Here is a 16,198-nt window from a genome sequence, read left to right on the forward strand (position 1 = left end):
GGTCAGGCCGTTCCGGAACGGTCAGCAACCATATCGAATTCGTTGAGCTCCGGCACACGGCCAAAGGCGATCTTGGCCCCGGCATAGCCGCCCGGCGGTTCGTTATGGGTCCCGAGCGACACAACGCAGGTGCCATGGCGTGCGTTCAATGCATCCATTGCGTCCGTCACCCGCTCCCAGCGGTGGCGTTCCGAACGGCTGTCTTGATGGTCAAACAGGTCCGCGCTAGCTTCGCCGCTCTGGTTCAGACCGTGCAGGATGACAGACACCTTCTTCAGTCGGCTGGTGCGCAGGGCGGCAAGGCCTGTGTCATAGAGCAGGCTCGCCTCGTGCAGGAATGTATGATCATCGCGCGCCGGGAAAAAGCTGCGCTCACCGCTCCAGCGCCGCCCGTCGGTGCACGACATGGAAACGGCGAGCATGCTGGCCGTATAATTCTCCCGGCGCAGGCGCCGCGCCGCCTTGGCGGTCAGCAGGCGCAGGCATTCGCGCGCCTTGTCAGGCTGGCGCCAGTCATTCGACAGGACACGTCCATGCCCGAACATGCGTCGCACGGTTTCGGGGCGTGACACGGCATAGCCATGCAGCTGAGCCCACATGCGCTCACCTTCGACACTGTTCCATATCTGGCGCGCCTGCTTGGGCGAAAGGTTCCAGAGCTGCTCGACCGTGTAGACGCCGGCTCGGCCAAGGCGCGCATACATGCCACTGGAAATGCCGGGCAGGTCTGTCAGCTCAAGATCGAACAGTCGCCCCGGCAGGTCTTCCGGGCGCAGGATGACAAACCCGTTTGGCTTGTCCATTTCGGCAGCGACCTTGGCGAGGAACTGGTTCGGCGCCAGCCCGATCGACGGCGTCAGCCAGGGACCAATATTCTGCCGCAGACCTTCGCGAATGTCTCCGGCGAGCGCTTCGCAGCGCTGGCGCTCAGAACCGCTCAGGGCGCACTCCATTTCATCGACCGACCAGACCCGGTGCACGGGCGTGTGCCGGTCGATCTCTGCCAGGATCTGGTGATGCAGCTTTACATAAACATCGTGCCGCGCCACGGGCAGGGCGATATCCGGGCAGAGCGCCCGCGCCTCGCGCACGGATGTGCCCCGCTTGATGCCGGCCTGCTTGGCGAGATAGCAACGGGCGATAAGGCTCGTATGGTCCGATTGGAGCGGGATGACCCCGACCGGCCGGTCCCGTAATTCCGGGCGCAATTGCTTCTCCGCGTTGGCAAAGAACGCGTCGAAGTCGATGTAGAGGGACTCGATCTCTGTCGGCTGACGCATGGGGGCTCCTGTAAGAGAACATAAGCAGAACATTTTATCCGAGTCGAGCGGTTTCAGTGCGGCAACCGCAACAGAAATTTGACGGCGGGGCCTGTCAGCGCTATCTGCGTTTTCGTGGTGATTTGGCCGGTCGGCTTGCAGCCACGTTAAACAAGTCGCTAAAAGGCCGCGCGGAACTGCCAGCAGACGCCTGCAATCCGCCTCCCTTTCTCGCGATGCTGAAGAATTGGAGTCATGGCTATGCCAATCAGGATCCCAGATACGCTGCCCGCCCGCGATGTGCTCGTGCGCGAAGGTGTTTCCGTGATGAGCGAGACGGATGCCATCCGTCAGGATATCCGCCCGCTGCAGATCGGCCTCCTGAACCTGATGCCAAACAAGATCCGCACCGAGGCGCAGATCGCGCGCCTGATCGGCGCCTCGCCGCTGCAGGTGGAGCTGACGCTGATCATGGTTGGCGGGCACACGCCCAAGAATACGCCCGAAGAGCACCTGATCAGCTTCTACCAGAACTGGGCGGACGTGCGTGACCGCAAGTTTGACGGTTTCATCATTACGGGCGCCCCGGTCGAGACGCTGGAATACGAAGACGTCGGCTACTGGCAGGAACTCACCGAGATTCTCGACTGGACACGCACAAACGTCCATTCCAGCTTCTTCATCTGCTGGGGCGCCATGGCGGCCGCCTGGCACCTGCACGGCGTGCCCAAGCATACGCTGGCGGAGAAGGCGTTCGGCGTTTACCGCCACCGCAACCTGGTGCCGACATCACCTTTCCTTTCCGGCTTTTCCGACGATTTCCAGATCCCGGTCAGCCGCTGGACCGAAGTGCGCGCCGATGACATTGCCAAGGCGCCGGGCCTGCAATTGCTGATGGAGTCCGATGTGACTGGCCCCTGTCTCCTGTCTGAGCCGGCTCAGCGCAATCTCTACTGCTTCAACCATATCGAGTATGATTCGACCTCGCTGAAGGAAGAGTATGAGCGCGATGTGGCCGCCGGAAAAGCGATCAAGCCGCCCTATGGCTATTTCCCGAAGGACGACACGACCGCGCAGCCGCTGAACCGCTGGCGCAGCCACGCGCACCTTCTCTTCGGCAACTGGATCAACCAGGTTTACCAGACCACACCGTTTGACGCGGCGCGGATAGGGGAGGCATAGCGACATCCGGCTTTCCCGTTCGCGGCAATCGCACTAGGTATCGCACATGACCACATCCTTTGCCCCCGAACCCGCCCATGTCACCGAACTGCGCCGCCAGCTGTTGCGCTGGGTGGCCGACAAGATGCCACGTGAGAAGCGCCGCGAATGGGACAAGGCGCATACATGGGACCGCGCGCTGTTCAAGGAGCTCGCCGAGATGGGCCTGATCGGCCTGACCATCCCGGAAGAATATGGCGGGCAGGGCGAGGACATCTACGCCGCCGCCGCCGTGATCGAGGAGCTCTGTCAGGGCGGTCCCAGCATGGCGGGGCCCTTCATCCACGCTGCTTTCTATGGCGGCCTCAATATTTCCGAAAACGGCTCGAAGGAACAGAAGGAAGCCCTGCTGCCCAAGCTGGCGCGCGGCGAAATGTTCCTCTGCTATGGCCTCTCAGAGCCCAATGTCGGCGGCGACCTGCCGAGCGTCGAAACCCGCGTCACGCGTGAGGGCGACGAGATCGTCATCAATGGCGCCAAGCGCTGGTGCACGGGCGCCGACTGGTCTGACTATATCTACTGCCTCTGCCGCTCCGGCGGGCCGGAAGACCGGCACGGCAACCTCACCTTCGTCCTTGTGCCGACCGATGCGACCGGCGTCTCGATGCAGCCGCTGGAACATGCCAACCTGCGCTATACGGACTCGATGGATGTCTTCCTCGATGACGTCCGCCTGCCGGCCAGCGCCATCGTCGGTGGCCCCGAGAAATGGAACAAGGGTTGGGAGGCGCTTGCCGGCCGCGCCCTTGATGTCGAGAAGATCGAGATCACCGCCGTCGCCTATGGCATTGCCCGCGCCGCGCTGGAAGAGGCCTGGGCCTATGCGCAGGAGCGCACCCAGTTCGGCAAGCCGATCTCCAAACACCAGGCCATCGCGCATAAGCTCGTTACCGCGCGCACCAAGCTCGCCGCCTGCCGCCACATGCTCTACCACGCCGCCTGGCTCGCCAGCGAGCATATGCCGTGCAGCGTCGAAACGGCCATGGCGAAGCTCTATGTCGCTGACACGGGCGTCGAGATCGGCCTCGCCTGCCAGCAGGTCATCGGCGCCTATGGCCTGTCGGATGCCTATGACATCGAACGCAATGTCCGCGACCTGCTCGGCATGCCCATTGTCGGCGGCTCGTCGGACATCCAGAAGAACAATCTTGCGCGGATGTTGAGACTTTAAATGACAACCGAGACGCTGGAGTCGCCCGAGCTTTCCTACGCGTCCTATTTCGACGATCCGCTTAAGCGGCACCTCATCCGTACGGTCGAGCGCATGTCCGGCCAGCCGAAGATCAAACAGCTCTACGAGCACTACCGCGATCATCTCGCCCATGATGTGCCCTTCTTCGAGGCGGCCATGCGCCTGCTCGATCTCGATGTGCAGTTCTCGGCCTCCCGGCTTGCCGAGATCCCGCGCACGGGCCCGCTGGTCATCGTTGCGAACCATCCCTTCGGCGTGCTTGATGGCCTCGTCATCTGCTGGCGGATCAGCCTGCGCCGGATGGATTTCAAGGTCCTCACCAATTCCGCCCTCGATGGGGTGCCCGAGGCGCGCCCCTATATCCTGCCTGTTGATTTTTCCGGCACGAAGGAAGCGCTCGCGGCCAATGTCGCTATGCGTAAACAAGCGCTGGACCATGTGAAGGCGGGCGGCTGCGTCATCGTGTTTCCGGGCGGTGGCGTTGCCACGACGCCGCGTCCGTTCGACCGCACCGCTGTTGACGACGAATGGAAGCCCTTCACGGCCAAGCTGATCTCGCATTCAGGCGCGCATGTGACGCCGGTCTATTTCGAGGGCCAGAACTCGCGCCTCTTCCAACTCGCCAGCCATTTTTCGCTCGAGCTGCGCCTCGCCCTCGTTTTCCGCGAAGTGAAACGCCGCATGGGAACGGCCCTGCCTGTGGTAATTGGCGAGACGCTGACACCGGACGCTCTCAAGGATGCCGGCAGGCGCAAAGGCCTGATGGAGTTCCTGCGCGCGCAAACATATGGGCTTGCGCCGGTTGGCCAGACCTTGCGATATGACGCGGCGACACGCCGTTTCATGGCGAAAAAACCGTTGGTATTCCGCTAGGGGTGGAGGAATCAAATGAGTGATCCGCTGGGAGATGCTGTCGACACGGCGCTTGAGCACGCCGGCGCCGATGCGTTCGCAGGTCTCGCCGAGGGCCGGCGCGAGGCAAATGGCACGCGTTGCCTGAATTGCGGCGAACCGCTCAAGGCCAATTATTGCCCGGAGTGCGGGCAGGGCGCGCACAGCCTGCGCCGACCGTTCTGGTCGCTACTCGGCGAGAGCGTCGAAACGCTCTTCTCCATCGACAGCCGCTTCGCGAAAACTGTGCCCGACCTGATGGCGCATCCCGGCCGCATGACTCGTCACTATCTTGACGGTCAGCGCGCCCGCTTCCTGCCGCCCTTCCGCCTCTACGTGCTCGCGTCGCTTATCTTTTTCATTCTGATGCCGTTGATCATGGGGAAGGGCGTCGCATTCATGCCCAAGGGCACCCAGGATTTCGAGGATGCCCGGGCGGAAATCGAAGCGTCCCATAATGATGGGGATATGACCGACGAGGAATATCAGTCTGCGATCCGCGGTCTCGACCAGGCTGAACAGGTCTGGCGCGGCGGCATACCCGGGCTGGTAACGCCCACGGTGCCGAATGCTGAAGGTGACGTTGCGCCGCCGCCTGATGAGGAATGGGCCGGGTTCATGCCGCGTGAGGCGCTGGATGCCGTGCGAGAGGCGGGGGCGAACGGCGACAAGGATGCGGCCCGTTTTGCCGAAATCATGGACGAGCCGGGACGATTGGCCGAGGAGACCCAGCGCTGGATCCCGCGAATGATGTTCGTGCTGCTTCCGGTCTATGCCTGCCTGCTCGCCCTGGTCTATTTCTGGCGACGACAATTCCTGTTCTTCGACCATCTGATCGTCTCGCTGCATTTCCATTCCGCGCTGTTCTTCGCCATGTCCATCGGCCTTGTCCTGGTGCCATTCATCGGTCTCGGCTGGGTCAGCCTCGCTCTGATCGTCTATTCCAATTTCTACCTCTACCGCCTGAACAGGGTGGTGTACGGACGGGGCGCGTTCAGTTCGGTTTTGCGAACCGTCACGCTCGACAGCCTCTACATTGTCATATTGATGTTTGCCCTGCTCATGGCCGCCATTCTCGGCGCCTTGTCATTATGAAGGGCCCCGCATGATCCGGGATATGTCCATGCGCCAGGCGAACGCAGACGATGCCCGAGTCTTGGCCGAAATCCATATGCAGGCAAGGGCGGCCGCAATGCCCTTGCTTGCGGTCGTGCATACACAAGACGAAGTGTTTGAATATTTTCGCGACGATGTGATCCCCGGTTCGGATGTCTGGCTTGCATCGAGCCCTGCCGGTATTGCCGGATTCTCTGCGCGCAAGGAATGGGAACTCGACCACCTCTATGTTGCCTTGCCTTTTTGGCGGCAGGGCGTTGGCACTGCGCTGCTTCACATGGCCATGCTCACGGTTCCACGTCTGGAATTATGGACGTTCCAATGCAATGACGCGGCGCGCCAATTCTATGAAGGACATGGGTTCGAAGCTGTGGCATTCACCGACGGATCGGCGAATGAGGAACGGGAGCCCGACGTTCGCTATGTCTGGGAGGGACCGGATGATCACGTCTGACCAGTTGTGCGGCGTGGCGCTCACCTTCCCCCACGCAATCGAGAAACCGCATTTTGACTGGGCCAGTTTTCGCGTGGATGTGCCCAAAGGCAAGATCTTCTGCACGCTGCCGCCCCACCATGAATTCTCGAACGTTTTCCTGACGCCTGAGGAGCAGGCCATGCTGGTCGAGGCCGAAGCAGACATCTTCTTCAAGGTGGCGAACAAGTGGGGTGACAAGGGCGCGACTTCCATCTGGCTTGCCGCCTGCGACGAGGCAACCCTTCGCTCCGCGCTGACCATGTCCTGGCGCCATGCCGCCCCGGCAAAATACCACGACGAACTGAAGCCTTGATCGTTTCGCATTCAGGTCTAGTCTTCGAGAATGCCTGATACATTCACACCGACTGACACGCTCGCCAATGCCCGCGCACTCGCGCCTGAACTCTCCGCCCGCGCGGCGGAAATGGAAGAGGTCCGCCGTCTCCCGGCTGATCTCGCCGCGAAGATGGCCAAGGCGGGCCTGTTCCGCATGGTCACGCCCAAAAGCTTTGGCGGCCTTGAGCTGACGCCCCGCGAGATTGTCGAAGCGGTCGAGGCTGTGGCAACGGCTAATGCCAGCGCTGGCTGGTGCGCCATGATCGGCGCTACGACAGCGCTCAATGCAGCCTATATGGCGCCCGACACTGCCAGCGAGATCTATTCCGATCCCGACATCATCACGGGCGGCGTGTTTGCCCCCATGGGCAAGGCCGTGGACGAAGGCGACCATTACCGCGTTTCCGGGCGTTGGCAGTGGGGCTCGGGCTCGGCCAATTGCACATGGCTCTGCGGCGGCTGCACGGTCTGGGAGAATGGCGAGATGAAGCGCCTGCCCAGCGGCGCGCCGGATGCCCGCATGATGGTCTTCCCGGCCAGCGAGGCGACGCTGCTCGACACATGGCATGTCATGGGCCTCAAGGGCACGGGCTCCGGCGATTTCGAGGTGAAGGACATCGCGGTGCCCAAGGCGCAGTCCGTGTCGCTGATGGTGGATCAGCCGCACGAGACAGGCGGCCTGTTCAAATTCCCGGCCTTCGGGCTCCTGTCGCTCGGCGTGTCGGCTGTTGCGCTCGGCAATGCACGCGGCGCGTTGGATGCCTTCGCCGCATTGGCGACCACCAAGAAATCCCAAGGTTCCGCCAAGACGCTCGCCGAGCGTCAGACAATGCAGGCCGAGTTTGCGAAATGCGAAGCGGCCTGGCGTGCCGCCCGCGCCTATCTCTTCGACGAGATCGACCAGACATGGGCCGTAGCGACAGGGGAGGGCGCCATCCCCATGGAGCGCCGCGCCGCCCTGCGCATGGCCTGCACCCACATGACGCGCACCGGTGCAGACATTTGCCGCACGCTTTACGACCTCGGCGGCGGGGCCGCGCTGTTCGAATCCTCTGACCTGCAGCGCCGCTTCAGAGATAGCCACGCCATCACGCAGCATATCGTCACGGCGCCCTCAACATGGGAACTGACGGGCCGCATCCTGTTCGGCCTGCCAACCGATGGCGGAATGGTCTAGCCCGCGATTGCCAACTGCAGAATCCTGATAAATGTGACTGGCGGCCTCCGCCGGGAATGTGTCAGTGTAACAAAAAGACACGTGCGTCCACGCGCGCTTCAGGAGAGGGAAGTCCCATGAAAATTCACGGATTGATGATGGCTGTCTCGCTGGTGGCACTTGCCGCCACAGGCTGCACGAACAAGATGGCGGGCCAGGAACCTGACCTCTATGTCGAAGCGCCCGAACCGGCGGCTGAAGTCCCAACGCCAACGCCGACGCCCGTTGCGGCAGATCCGATGGCCATCGACACCAGCACCGCCTGGGGTGCCTACCTCTCCGATTTCCTCGAGTCTTATTTTCCCGTCAATCCCGGTTTCGCGATCTATCAGGGCCGTCACGAATTCGACGGCCAGTTGCCTGACTGGTCGCCCTCAGGCCTGCAGTTCGCCGTCGACCAGCGCAAGCAGGCGATCGAAGCGGCTGAAGCCCTCGACGATGCGGCGCTGTCGGATAATGACAAGTATGAACGCAGCTACCTGATCCACGTCCTGCAGGGCGAACTGTTCTGGCTGACCGAAGCCGACTGGCCCCACAAAAATCCAAGCTTCTATGTCGGCGCGCTGGACCCGAACGTCTACATCGCCCGGCCCTATGCAGACGCTGAAACGCGCATGAAGGCCTTCATCAAATACGCGAAAGCAGTGCCCGCCGCCGCCAAGCAGATCGAGGCGAACCTCGAGCTGCCGCTGCCCGAAACCTATCTCAAATACGGCCAGGCCGGCTTTGGCGGTTTCGCAGAATATTATTCGGGCGACGCCAAGGCCGCCTTCGCGGATGTGAAGGACGAGGCCCTGCAGGCCGAGTTCGATGAGGCCACAGCGGCCGCGTCAGTTGCCATGCAAGCCCTGTCCGACCATATCGGCTCGGTGCCCGCCACCAAGGACGGCTACGCCCTCGGCGCAGAGAAATTCTCCGACATGGTTCGCCTCACAGAAGCGGTCGACGTACCGCTGGCTGAGCTGAAAGCCATCGGCGAGGCTGACCTGAAGCGCAACCAGACCGCCCTGAAAGAGGCCTGCACGGCCTATGCGCCCGGCCTCTCGCTTGGCGACTGCATGGCCAAGATGGGATCGAACAAGCCCGAGGTTGGCCCGGTCGAGGAAGCCCGCGAACAGCTGCCGGAACTTCGCGCCTTCATCGAGGCGAACAATATCGTCACCATCCCCGGCACAGAGCAGGCGCTCGTCGAGGAATCCCCGCCCTATAACCGGCAGAACTCCGCCTATATCGACATTCCGGGGCCCTACGAAACCGGCCTGCCTTCGGTCTACTACATCTCCCCGCCAGACCCGACCTGGGACGAGGAAACCCGCAACGCCTACGTGCCCGGCAAGGAAGACCTGCTCTTCACCAGCGTGCACGAAGTCTGGCCCGGCCACTTCCTGAACTTCCTACATTCGAACCGGTCGGAATCCGTGCTCGGCAAGCTGTTCGTCGGCTATGCTTTCGCCGAGGGCTGGGCGCACTATTCCGAAGAGATGATGTATGATGCGGGCCTGCACGACGGCGACGCTGAAACCCATGTCGGTCAGCTCTCCAATGCCCTGCTGCGCGATTGTCGCTATCTCTCCGCCATTGGTCTTCACGCCGAGGGCATGACGGTCGAGGAGAGCTACGACCTCTTCCGTAACGAGTGCTACCAGGACGTTGGCAACGCGACCCAGCAAGCGGCCCGCGGCACCTATGACCCGGCCTATCTCAACTACACGATGGGCAAGCTCATGATCCGCAAGCTACGCGAGGATTGGACGGCGGTGCATTACGCAGATGACCCGCGTGCCGGCTGGCAGGCCTTCCACGACGAGTTCCTGTCCTATGGCGGCCCGCCCATTCCACTCGTCCACAAGGAAATGATGGAAGAGCCTGAAGTGAAGGCCGTCTTCTAGCCAGCGAGCGGTCCTCTTGCGGCCTGTCATGCGCCTCGCCTAGGGTGCACGCAGGCCGGTTGGGGGACAGGAATTGGCGGCTTTACTCAATATCGGCATTGCGGGCGCGGGCATTGGCGGCCTCGCGGCGGCGGCGTTCCTTGCCCGTGAGGGCCACCGCGTCACTGTCTTCGACCAGTTCGAGACCGTGGGGCCCATTGGCTCGGGCCTGATCCTTCAGGAGACCGGCCTCACCATTCTGGATGAGCTGGGCCTGCGCGCAGAGGCCGAGACGCTCGGCGCACCCATCCGGCGGCTCTACGGTCTGTCCCGGCCTTCAGGGCGGACCGTACTGGACGTCCGCTATGGCGCTCTGCGCAAAGCCCTCATGGGCGTCTCCATCCAGCGCCCGGCCCTGTTCAATCTGGTCCATGGTGCAGCAATGACTGCAGGCGCGCGGATCGAGACCTCCACCCGCATTACGGCGGCCAATCCGAAAGATGCCGTACTCGTCGATGCCAGCGGCGCCACGCACGGTCCGTTCGATCTGATCGTCGATGCCCTGGGTGTACGCTCGGTACTCTCCACAACGCCGAGCCGTGAACTACCCTATGGCGCGCTCTGGGCCACATTGCCCTGGCCTGCGACGGGTTTCCATGCCGATGCCCTTGAACAGCGCTACGAAGCGGCCAGCCGCATGGCCGGGGTCATGCCGTCCGGTCGGGCCACGCCCGGTGCGCCCGACACGGCCACCTATTTCTGGTCCATTCGCGGCGACCAGCATGACGCTTGGCGCGCTGCCCCGCTCACCCATTGGCGCGACGCGGCCCTCTCGCTCTGGCCCGAGACGGAATCCCTCCTCGCGACCCTTCGGTCCCATGACGACCTGACTTTCGCCCGCTATCGCCACCGCACGCACTGGCCTGCCGTCGCGGGCCGCATGGTCCATGTTGGCGACAGCTGGCATGCGGCCAGCCCGCAGCTCGGGCAGGGGGCCAATATGGCCCTGCTGGATGCCTTTGCACTCGGCCGCGCCCTTGGTCGCAAGCAGGATGTCCGCGATGCCCTGGCCGACTATGCGAAGATGCGCGCCCTGCATGTGCGCCTGTTCCAGCTGATGAGTTTCCTGTTCACACCGGTCTACCAGTCGGACTCCCGCATCCTTCCGCTGGTGCGCGACGGGTTCGCCGCACCCGTCAGCCGCATCTGGCCAGCCCCCCAGATTCTGGCAGCGATGGTATCCGGCGGCCTTGGCGCGCCGCTCTGGCGTCTTGGGCTGAAGCCCGGCCGCTAGCGCTGGCAGGTGCCGCAATAGAAGGTCGACCGCCCGGACTGGACGATCCGCCGGATTGGCGCCCCGCACGCCTTGCAGGGCTTGTACTCGCGGTCATAGACATCGAACCGGTGCTGGAAATAGCCAAGCTCCCCGCTCGCATTGGCAAAGTCGGAAATCGAGGATCCACCCGCATCAATCGCTTCGGCAATCACCTGATTAATGGCAGGCGCCAGCCGCGCCGCGCGTTGGCCGGGAATGCTGGCGGCCTTGCGCTTGGGTGAAATGCCCGCGCGGTAGAGCGCTTCGCACACATAGATATTGCCGAGCCCGGCAATGACTGATTGGTCGAGCAGCGCTGCCTTGATCGGTGTCGCCTTGCCCTTCAGGGCCATATCCAGATAGGCCGCCGAAAATCCGTTCGACAGCGGCTCCGGCCCCATCGCCATCAGGCGTGGATAGGTGTCGAAGGTCGCCGCTGGCCACAGCTCCATGAAGCCGAACCGGCGCGGATCGTTATAGGTCACCGTCTGGCCGTCCTGCATCTGGAACACGACATGGTCGTGGCGCGCGTCATTGCCGGTCGCGTGGTGGAAGTCCCCCGTTGCATTTCCGCCAACCGTGAACCGCCCTGTCATGCCGAGATGCATGACCAAAACTTCGCCCGTCGACAGGTCCAGCGTCAGGAACTTTGCCCGCCGCCCCATGCGCTCAATCCGCGCGCCGCTCACACGTTCGGCAAACCGCTCGGGGAAGGGGAAACGCAGGTCCGCCCGGTTCTGCAGCAATGACTGGATGATCTCGCCCTCCATGACAGGGGCGAGTCCGCGGCGAACTGTCTCGACTTCGGGTAATTCAGGCATTCTTATCGCATATAGCTTATGGCGGTTCAGGCAACTATGGTGGCGCGCATGTCAGACGCAGAAACAGAGCGCAAGGTCTCCTTCGGTTTCGAGGAGGTGACGGAGTCCGAGAAGGTCGCCCGGGTGAAGGGCGTATTCCGCTCGGTCGCCTCACGGTATGACCTGATGAACGATCTCATGTCCGCAGGCGTGCACCGCCTGTGGAAGCATGACGCCATGAACAAGCTTAACCCCCAGCCGGGCGAACGCCATCTCGATGTTGCTGGCGGCACAGGCGAACTGGCGCGCGCTTTCCTTGAACTTGCCGACAAGGCCGGCAAGCGGCGCGGTATTGATACGAAGGCCACGGCCATCGTCTGCGATATCAATGATGCCATGCTGGAAGCCGGCAAGGCGCGGGCCGACAATGCAAAATGGAATGGGCGGCTTGATTGGGTCTGCGCCGATGGGCAGAACCTGCCCTATCCCGACCGCAGCTTCGATGCTGTGACGGTGTCATTCGGCATTCGCAATTTTGCTGACCGCGTTGAGGGGCTCAAAGAGTTTCGCCGCGTGCTGAAACCGGGTGGCCGTCTCGGCGTGCTGGAATTCAGCCACATGACAGCGCCCGCCCTGCAGGCGGCCTATGACACCTACAGCTATAACGTCATCCCGCGCCTCGGCAGCCTCGTTGCCGGTGACCGGGAGAGCTACCAATACCTTGTGGAATCCATCCGTCAGTTCCCGGACCAGGAAACCTTCCGCGCAGAAATGGAAAACGCGGGATTCTCCCGCGTTTCCGTGACTAACTTTTCCGGTGGCATCGCCGCCCTGCACTTTGGCTGGGCGGTCTGATGCGGGGCCGGCTAGTTGCCGTCGACCTTGATGCCGTCATCGCCAACCGAGATTTCGAGGTCGGCCTTGGCGCTGTGGTCCTGCGTGAAATAGTAGACGCCGAAGCCGATCACGCCGACCAGCAGTGCGCCCACGAGGAAGTACAGAAAACCGTTATTGTTCGCATTTGAACCAGACATGTCAGGCCCCTTGTTTTGTTAATATTGCTCTCACAACGCCCCGGTCTGCGGGATGGTTCCCGCCCGGATGGAGTGGCCTGATGGGCGCAGTGTCAGACTATCTGCGCCTGATGCGCGCGGGCACCGCGCTCGCCCGTCATGACGTGATCCTGCCGGGGGCTTACCAGTCGCGTCTGCCGCTGCCTGCGCGTATGGCCGGCGGCATCTTGCGTGTGTTCAGCGGCGGTGCCCGCGGACGCCCCGGCGAACGCCTCGCCCGGGCCCTCGAAAAGCTCGGGCCCGCCTATATCAAGCTCGGCCAGTTCCTTGCGACGCGCCCGGACGTCTTTGGCGCCGAAGTAACGATGGATCTCAGCCGCCTGAAGGACAAGCTGCCGCCGTTTGATGTGAAACTTGCCCGCGCAGCACTGGTTGAGGAGTTCGGCGCAGAAGAAGCCAATCGACTCTTCCCGGACCTTGGCAAGCCCATCGCAGCGGCGTCCCTCGCGCAGGTTCACCGCATGGAAACGGCGAGCGGTCCGCTTGCGGTCAAGATCCTGCGCCCCGGCATTGAAGGTCAGCTCCTGCGCGAACTCTCCGCCATGAAGCGCGCGGCACGCATGGTCGAAGGCGTCTCCGTCGAAAGCCGCCGTCTCAAGCCCGTCGCTTTCACCGAGACCATTTCCGCCGCCATGATGCGCGAGACAGACCTGCGTCTTGAGGCTGGCGGCGCCGACGAGATGCGCGCGCTCAGTGAAAAGAGCGGCTATTTCCAGGTCCCGCCAGTCGACTGGGACAGGACCGGTCGCCGTGTGCTCACCACCGGCTGGGTCGAGGGCATTCCGCTCACCCACCCGGACGCGCTGGCCAATCCGGCCATCGACCGCGTCGCGCTTGCCAATGACATTACACGCGGCTTCCTCACCCATGCGATCGAGCATGGCGTCTTCCATGCAGACATGCACGAAGGCAACATCATCATCACGCCGGAAGGCAAGGTGGCTCTGGTCGATTTCGGCATCATCGGCCGCATCGGGATGACCGAACGCCGTTTCCTCGCTGAAATCCTCTGGGGCTTCCTGAAGCGCGATTACATGCGCATCGCCGAAGTCCACTTTGAGGCAGGCTATGTCCCTTCCACCCAGTCGGTCGGGGACTTTGCGCAGGCCCTGCGGTCCATCGGCGAGCCGGTCCACGGAAAGCCCGCCGAAGAGGTCTCTATGGGCCGCGTGATCCTCCAGCTCTTCGATTACACCCAGACCTTCGGCATGGAGATGCGCCCCGAACTGGTCCTGCTCCAGAAGACGATGGTTCAGGTCGAAGGCGTCGCCCGCGCCATTGATCCCGGCCACAATATCTGGACGGCGTCCGAGCCTGTCGTTGGCGGCTGGGTGCGGCGCAGTTTCGGCCCCGAGGGCGCCGCGCGCCTCATCAGCGGCAATCTGAAGGAAATCACCAACCGCCTGAAACGCCTGCCGGAGGTCATGGATAGGTTCGAAGCGTCCCTTGATGAACCCGCGAACGGTCCGCCAACGGTCCGGCGTGCCCCCTTCGCGCCCTGGTGGGGCTGGTTCGGGCTGGTCATCATTCTGGCGCTGATTGCCTATGGCAGCATTCTCGCTCTCGCCTGAGGCGCCTGCTTTCGGCCTGGCACTCCCGTGCCGGGTGTAAGCCCTTAATCTGTATTAACGATTGGCCTACGCTTGCCCTGTCCGAGTCGGAAGGGGCGCGTCATGAAGGCCATCCTGTTTTCTGTTGCAGGCATCGCACTGCTCGCGCCAACTGCGGCCGCCCGCGATAGCCTCATCCTGTCGGCGCCGTTCGATCAGAGGGGGGTCTTCCCCCAATCAGGCGCCGCCCCACTGGGTGAACTGCAAGGCGGGCCACGCGGGGCTAGCGCGCATGTGTCGAACCAGACCCGGATCATCCGGGTTACGCCGCGCGAGCAAAAATCCGGCATTCGCATCTTTCGCGGCAGCACCGTCACCGAACATGGCCTGTCACCGACCCGCAGAATGGACACAGAATTCTCCGGGAAGACCGTGATAAGGGTCAAGAAACCCCCTCGGAATCCCTACAAGACGGTCATTGTTTACCGGCCCGGATCTGTCACACGCATTCGCCCGGACCGGTTTCCTGACTGAAACCCTGCTGAATCTTTACCAGTCACTGCGGTTTCACGGGGTTTTGTGAGGCTTGTGCAAGGATTTTGCGGTAAGACAGCGCCAGCAACCTATCTGAAGGCCATGGAACAGAAACGCATTCTCCTCGTCATCGGCGGCGGCATCGCTGCCTACAAGAGCCTCGAGCTGATCCGCGAACTTGGCCGTCGCGGCATAGCGAGCCGCTGCATTGTGACCAAAGCCGGTCAGGAATTCGTCACGCCGCTATCGGTGTCCGCGCTCTCCGGCGACAAGGCCTATACAGAGCTGTTCGACCTCGATGAAGAAGCCGAGATGGGCCATATCCAGCTCTCGCGTTCGGCCGATCTCGTCGTCGTCTGCCCCGCTACGGCCGATCTGATGGCCAAGGCGAATGCCGGCCTCGCCAATGATCTTGCCTCCACCATGCTGCTCGCCACCGACAAGCCTGTCCTGATGGTGCCCGCCATGAACGTGCGCATGTGGCAGCACGCGGCGACGATCCGCAATGTCGCCCAGCTGCGCGCCGACGGCGTGACCGTCATGGAGCCCGACGAAGGCGCCATGGCCTGCGGCGAGTTCGGCCCGGGACGCCTGCCGGAAATCGGTGCCATCGTGGCCGAGATTGAAGCGCAGCTTGGGGGGCAAGGGCAGGGCGCGCTGGCGGGCGTGCACGCCCTCATCACCGCAGGCCCGACACGCGAACCGCTTGATCCCGTCCGTTACCTCTCCAATCACTCCTCCGGCCGTCAGGGCTATGCCATCGCTGCGGCACTCGCTGCGCAAGGCGCAGACGTGACGCTCGTCTCCGGCCCTGTCGCCCTCGCGCCACCGCGCGGCGTCACGCTCGTGAAGGTCGAGACCGCCCGCCAGATGCTCAAGGCCTGCGAAGACGCGCTTCCGGCTGACGTGTTCGTCTCCGTCGCAGCCGTTGCCGACTGGCGCCCGGCGCGCGCGGCCACCAAGAAGCTGAAGATCAAGGCGACTGATGCCGAAGCCCCGGCCATGGAACTCGCCGAAAACCCGGATATCCTCAAGACGCTCTCCAACAAGCGCAAGAACCGCCCGCGCCTCGTCATCGGCTTTGCCGCCGAGACGCATGATGTGGAAGACTATGCCCGCGCCAAGCTCGACCGGAAGGGCTGTGACTGGATCGTCGCCAATGACGTGTCCGGCGATGTCATGGGCGGCGCCGAGAATGAAGTCGTGCTGATCACGCATGACCAGTCCGAACGCTGGCCCCGCATGGGCAAGGAAGAGGTTGCCACTCGTCTCGCCCGCAAGATTGCGGCTGAACTCGGCGGGGATGGTGGCCTGAAGCTCGCGGCGGAATAGGGCCGTCTTGACAGGTCGGT

General features: G+C 63.0%; 16 protein-coding genes and 1 riboswitch. Of the genes, 13 read left to right on the forward strand and 3 right to left on the reverse strand.

Features of this window, described 5'->3' with window-relative positions; translation table 11 throughout:
* Nucleotides 1-2 precede the first annotated feature (2 nt).
* Entirely contained in the window at nt 3-1,280 is a 1,278-nt protein-coding gene (locus tag V7651_RS05860; protein WP_335612556.1) for a Y-family DNA polymerase, read from the reverse strand.
* 104 nt (nt 1,281-1,384) lie between these two features.
* A riboswitch (SAM riboswitch) is annotated at nt 1,385-1,462 on the forward strand.
* A 58-nt stretch (nt 1,463-1,520) separates the two neighbouring features.
* On the opposite strand from V7651_RS05860, the gene V7651_RS05865 reads away from it, so the two are divergent.
* From V7651_RS05865 to V7651_RS05905, 9 genes are all read left to right on the forward strand, one after another.
* On the forward strand, nt 1,521-2,441 hold the full coding sequence (locus tag V7651_RS05865) for a homoserine O-succinyltransferase (RefSeq protein WP_335612557.1): 921 nt from the start codon (nt 1,521-1,523) through the stop codon (nt 2,439-2,441).
* Nucleotides 2,442-2,487: 46 nt separating this feature from the next.
* Nucleotides 2,488-3,651 (forward strand): acyl-CoA dehydrogenase family protein, encoded by a 1,164-nt coding sequence (locus V7651_RS05870; RefSeq protein ID WP_335612558.1) that lies wholly within the window; start codon nt 2,488-2,490, stop codon nt 3,649-3,651.
* Nucleotides 3,652-4,545 (forward strand): lysophospholipid acyltransferase family protein, encoded by an 894-nt coding sequence (locus V7651_RS05875; protein WP_335612559.1) that lies wholly within the window; start codon nt 3,652-3,654, stop codon nt 4,543-4,545.
* A gap of 15 nt (nt 4,546-4,560) precedes the next feature.
* Entirely contained in the window at nt 4,561-5,658 is a 1,098-nt protein-coding gene (locus tag V7651_RS05880; RefSeq protein WP_335612560.1) for a DUF3667 domain-containing protein, read from the forward strand.
* A gap of 28 nt (nt 5,659-5,686) precedes the next feature.
* Nucleotides 5,687-6,133 carry a GNAT family N-acetyltransferase gene (locus V7651_RS05885; RefSeq protein ID WP_206741559.1) on the forward strand — a complete coding sequence of 149 codons (447 nt, stop codon included), beginning with the start codon at nt 5,687-5,689 and terminating at the stop codon, nt 6,131-6,133.
* Nucleotides 6,120-6,467 carry an MmcQ/YjbR family DNA-binding protein gene (locus tag V7651_RS05890; RefSeq protein ID WP_335612561.1) on the forward strand — a complete coding sequence of 116 codons (348 nt, stop codon included), beginning with the start codon at nt 6,120-6,122 and terminating at the stop codon, nt 6,465-6,467. Before V7651_RS05885 ends, V7651_RS05890 begins: the two co-directional genes overlap by 14 nt.
* Nucleotides 6,468-6,497: 30 nt before the next feature.
* A complete protein-coding gene (locus V7651_RS05895) occupies nt 6,498-7,667 on the forward strand; it encodes an acyl-CoA dehydrogenase family protein (RefSeq protein WP_335612562.1) in 1,170 nt (389 codons plus the stop codon).
* Nucleotides 7,668-7,852: 185 nt separating this feature from the next.
* On the forward strand, nt 7,853-9,595 hold the full coding sequence (locus V7651_RS05900) for a DUF885 domain-containing protein (protein WP_418887226.1): 1,743 nt from the start codon (nt 7,853-7,855) through the stop codon (nt 9,593-9,595).
* Between the two features lie 73 nt (nt 9,596-9,668).
* On the forward strand, nt 9,669-10,868 hold the full coding sequence (locus V7651_RS05905; protein ID WP_335612564.1) for an FAD-dependent oxidoreductase: 1,200 nt from the start codon (nt 9,669-9,671) through the stop codon (nt 10,866-10,868).
* On the opposite strand, the gene mutM is transcribed toward V7651_RS05905, so the two are convergent.
* Nucleotides 10,865-11,710: a bifunctional DNA-formamidopyrimidine glycosylase/DNA-(apurinic or apyrimidinic site) lyase gene (mutM, locus tag V7651_RS05910; RefSeq protein ID WP_335612565.1), complete on the reverse strand. Its 846-nt coding sequence runs from the start codon at nt 11,708-11,710 to the stop codon at nt 10,865-10,867. The two genes, V7651_RS05905 and mutM, sit on opposite strands and share 4 nt — an antisense overlap.
* Before the next feature lie 48 nt (nt 11,711-11,758).
* On the opposite strand from mutM, the gene ubiE reads away from it, so the two are divergent.
* Nucleotides 11,759-12,544 carry a bifunctional demethylmenaquinone methyltransferase/2-methoxy-6-polyprenyl-1,4-benzoquinol methylase UbiE gene (gene ubiE, locus V7651_RS05915; protein WP_335612566.1) on the forward strand — a complete coding sequence of 262 codons (786 nt, stop codon included), beginning with the start codon at nt 11,759-11,761 and terminating at the stop codon, nt 12,542-12,544.
* An 11-nt stretch (nt 12,545-12,555) separates the two neighbouring features.
* Here ubiE and V7651_RS05920 read toward each other — a convergent pair whose 3' ends face one another.
* Nucleotides 12,556-12,723, reverse strand: a complete 168-nt coding sequence (locus V7651_RS05920; protein ID WP_335612567.1) for a hypothetical protein — start codon at nt 12,721-12,723, stop codon at nt 12,556-12,558.
* Nucleotides 12,724-12,803: 80 nt separating this feature from the next.
* On the opposite strand from V7651_RS05920, the gene V7651_RS05925 reads away from it, so the two are divergent.
* The 3 genes from V7651_RS05925 to coaBC all read left to right on the forward strand — a co-directional run bounded on the left by V7651_RS05925 (nt 12,804) and on the right by coaBC (nt 16,178).
* Nucleotides 12,804-14,333: an AarF/UbiB family protein gene (locus tag V7651_RS05925; RefSeq protein ID WP_335612568.1), complete on the forward strand. Its 1,530-nt coding sequence runs from the start codon at nt 12,804-12,806 to the stop codon at nt 14,331-14,333.
* 102 nt (nt 14,334-14,435) lie between these two features.
* Nucleotides 14,436-14,846, forward strand: a complete 411-nt coding sequence (locus V7651_RS05930) for a hypothetical protein (RefSeq protein ID WP_335612569.1) — start codon at nt 14,436-14,438, stop codon at nt 14,844-14,846.
* Between the two features lie 102 nt (nt 14,847-14,948).
* Entirely contained in the window at nt 14,949-16,178 is a 1,230-nt protein-coding gene (gene coaBC, locus V7651_RS05935) for a bifunctional phosphopantothenoylcysteine decarboxylase/phosphopantothenate--cysteine ligase CoaBC (protein WP_335612570.1), read from the forward strand.
* Nucleotides 16,179-16,198: the final 20 nt, after the last annotated feature.

Origin of the sequence: Hyphomonas oceanitis (genome assembly GCF_036964545.1) — a bacterium.
Taxonomy (GTDB): Bacteria; Pseudomonadota; Alphaproteobacteria; order Caulobacterales; family Hyphomonadaceae; genus Hyphomonas; species Hyphomonas oceanitis.

What these genes read in the sequence shown, in the direction of transcription:
- V7651_RS05925 (WP_335612568.1), top strand. Translation starts at nt 12,804, where the DNA reads ATGGGCGCAGTGTCAGACTATCTGCGCCTGATGCGCGCGGGCACCGCG.
- V7651_RS05880 (WP_335612560.1), top strand. Translation starts at nt 4,561, where the DNA reads ATGAGTGATCCGCTGGGAGATGCTGTCGACACGGCGCTTGAGCACGCC.
- V7651_RS05860 (WP_335612556.1), bottom strand. Translation starts at nt 1,280, where the DNA reads ATGCGTCAGCCGACAGAGATCGAGTCCCTCTACATCGACTTCGACGCG.
- V7651_RS05890 (WP_335612561.1), top strand. Translation starts at nt 6,120, where the DNA reads ATGATCACGTCTGACCAGTTGTGCGGCGTGGCGCTCACCTTCCCCCAC.
- mutM (WP_335612565.1), bottom strand. Translation starts at nt 11,710, where the DNA reads ATGCCTGAATTACCCGAAGTCGAGACAGTTCGCCGCGGACTCGCCCCT.
- V7651_RS05885 (WP_206741559.1), top strand. Translation starts at nt 5,687, where the DNA reads ATGCGCCAGGCGAACGCAGACGATGCCCGAGTCTTGGCCGAAATCCAT.
- V7651_RS05895 (WP_335612562.1), top strand. Translation starts at nt 6,498, where the DNA reads ATGCCTGATACATTCACACCGACTGACACGCTCGCCAATGCCCGCGCA.
- V7651_RS05900 (WP_418887226.1), top strand. Translation starts at nt 7,853, where the DNA reads ATGGCGGGCCAGGAACCTGACCTCTATGTCGAAGCGCCCGAACCGGCG.
- V7651_RS05930 (WP_335612569.1), top strand. Translation starts at nt 14,436, where the DNA reads ATGAAGGCCATCCTGTTTTCTGTTGCAGGCATCGCACTGCTCGCGCCA.
- V7651_RS05870 (WP_335612558.1), top strand. Translation starts at nt 2,488, where the DNA reads ATGACCACATCCTTTGCCCCCGAACCCGCCCATGTCACCGAACTGCGC.
- V7651_RS05875 (WP_335612559.1), top strand. Translation starts at nt 3,652, where the DNA reads ATGACAACCGAGACGCTGGAGTCGCCCGAGCTTTCCTACGCGTCCTAT.
- ubiE (WP_335612566.1), top strand. Translation starts at nt 11,759, where the DNA reads ATGTCAGACGCAGAAACAGAGCGCAAGGTCTCCTTCGGTTTCGAGGAG.
- V7651_RS05865 (WP_335612557.1), top strand. Translation starts at nt 1,521, where the DNA reads ATGCCAATCAGGATCCCAGATACGCTGCCCGCCCGCGATGTGCTCGTG.
- V7651_RS05920 (WP_335612567.1), bottom strand. Translation starts at nt 12,723, where the DNA reads ATGTCTGGTTCAAATGCGAACAATAACGGTTTTCTGTACTTCCTCGTG.
- coaBC (WP_335612570.1), top strand. Translation starts at nt 14,949, where the DNA reads ATGGAACAGAAACGCATTCTCCTCGTCATCGGCGGCGGCATCGCTGCC.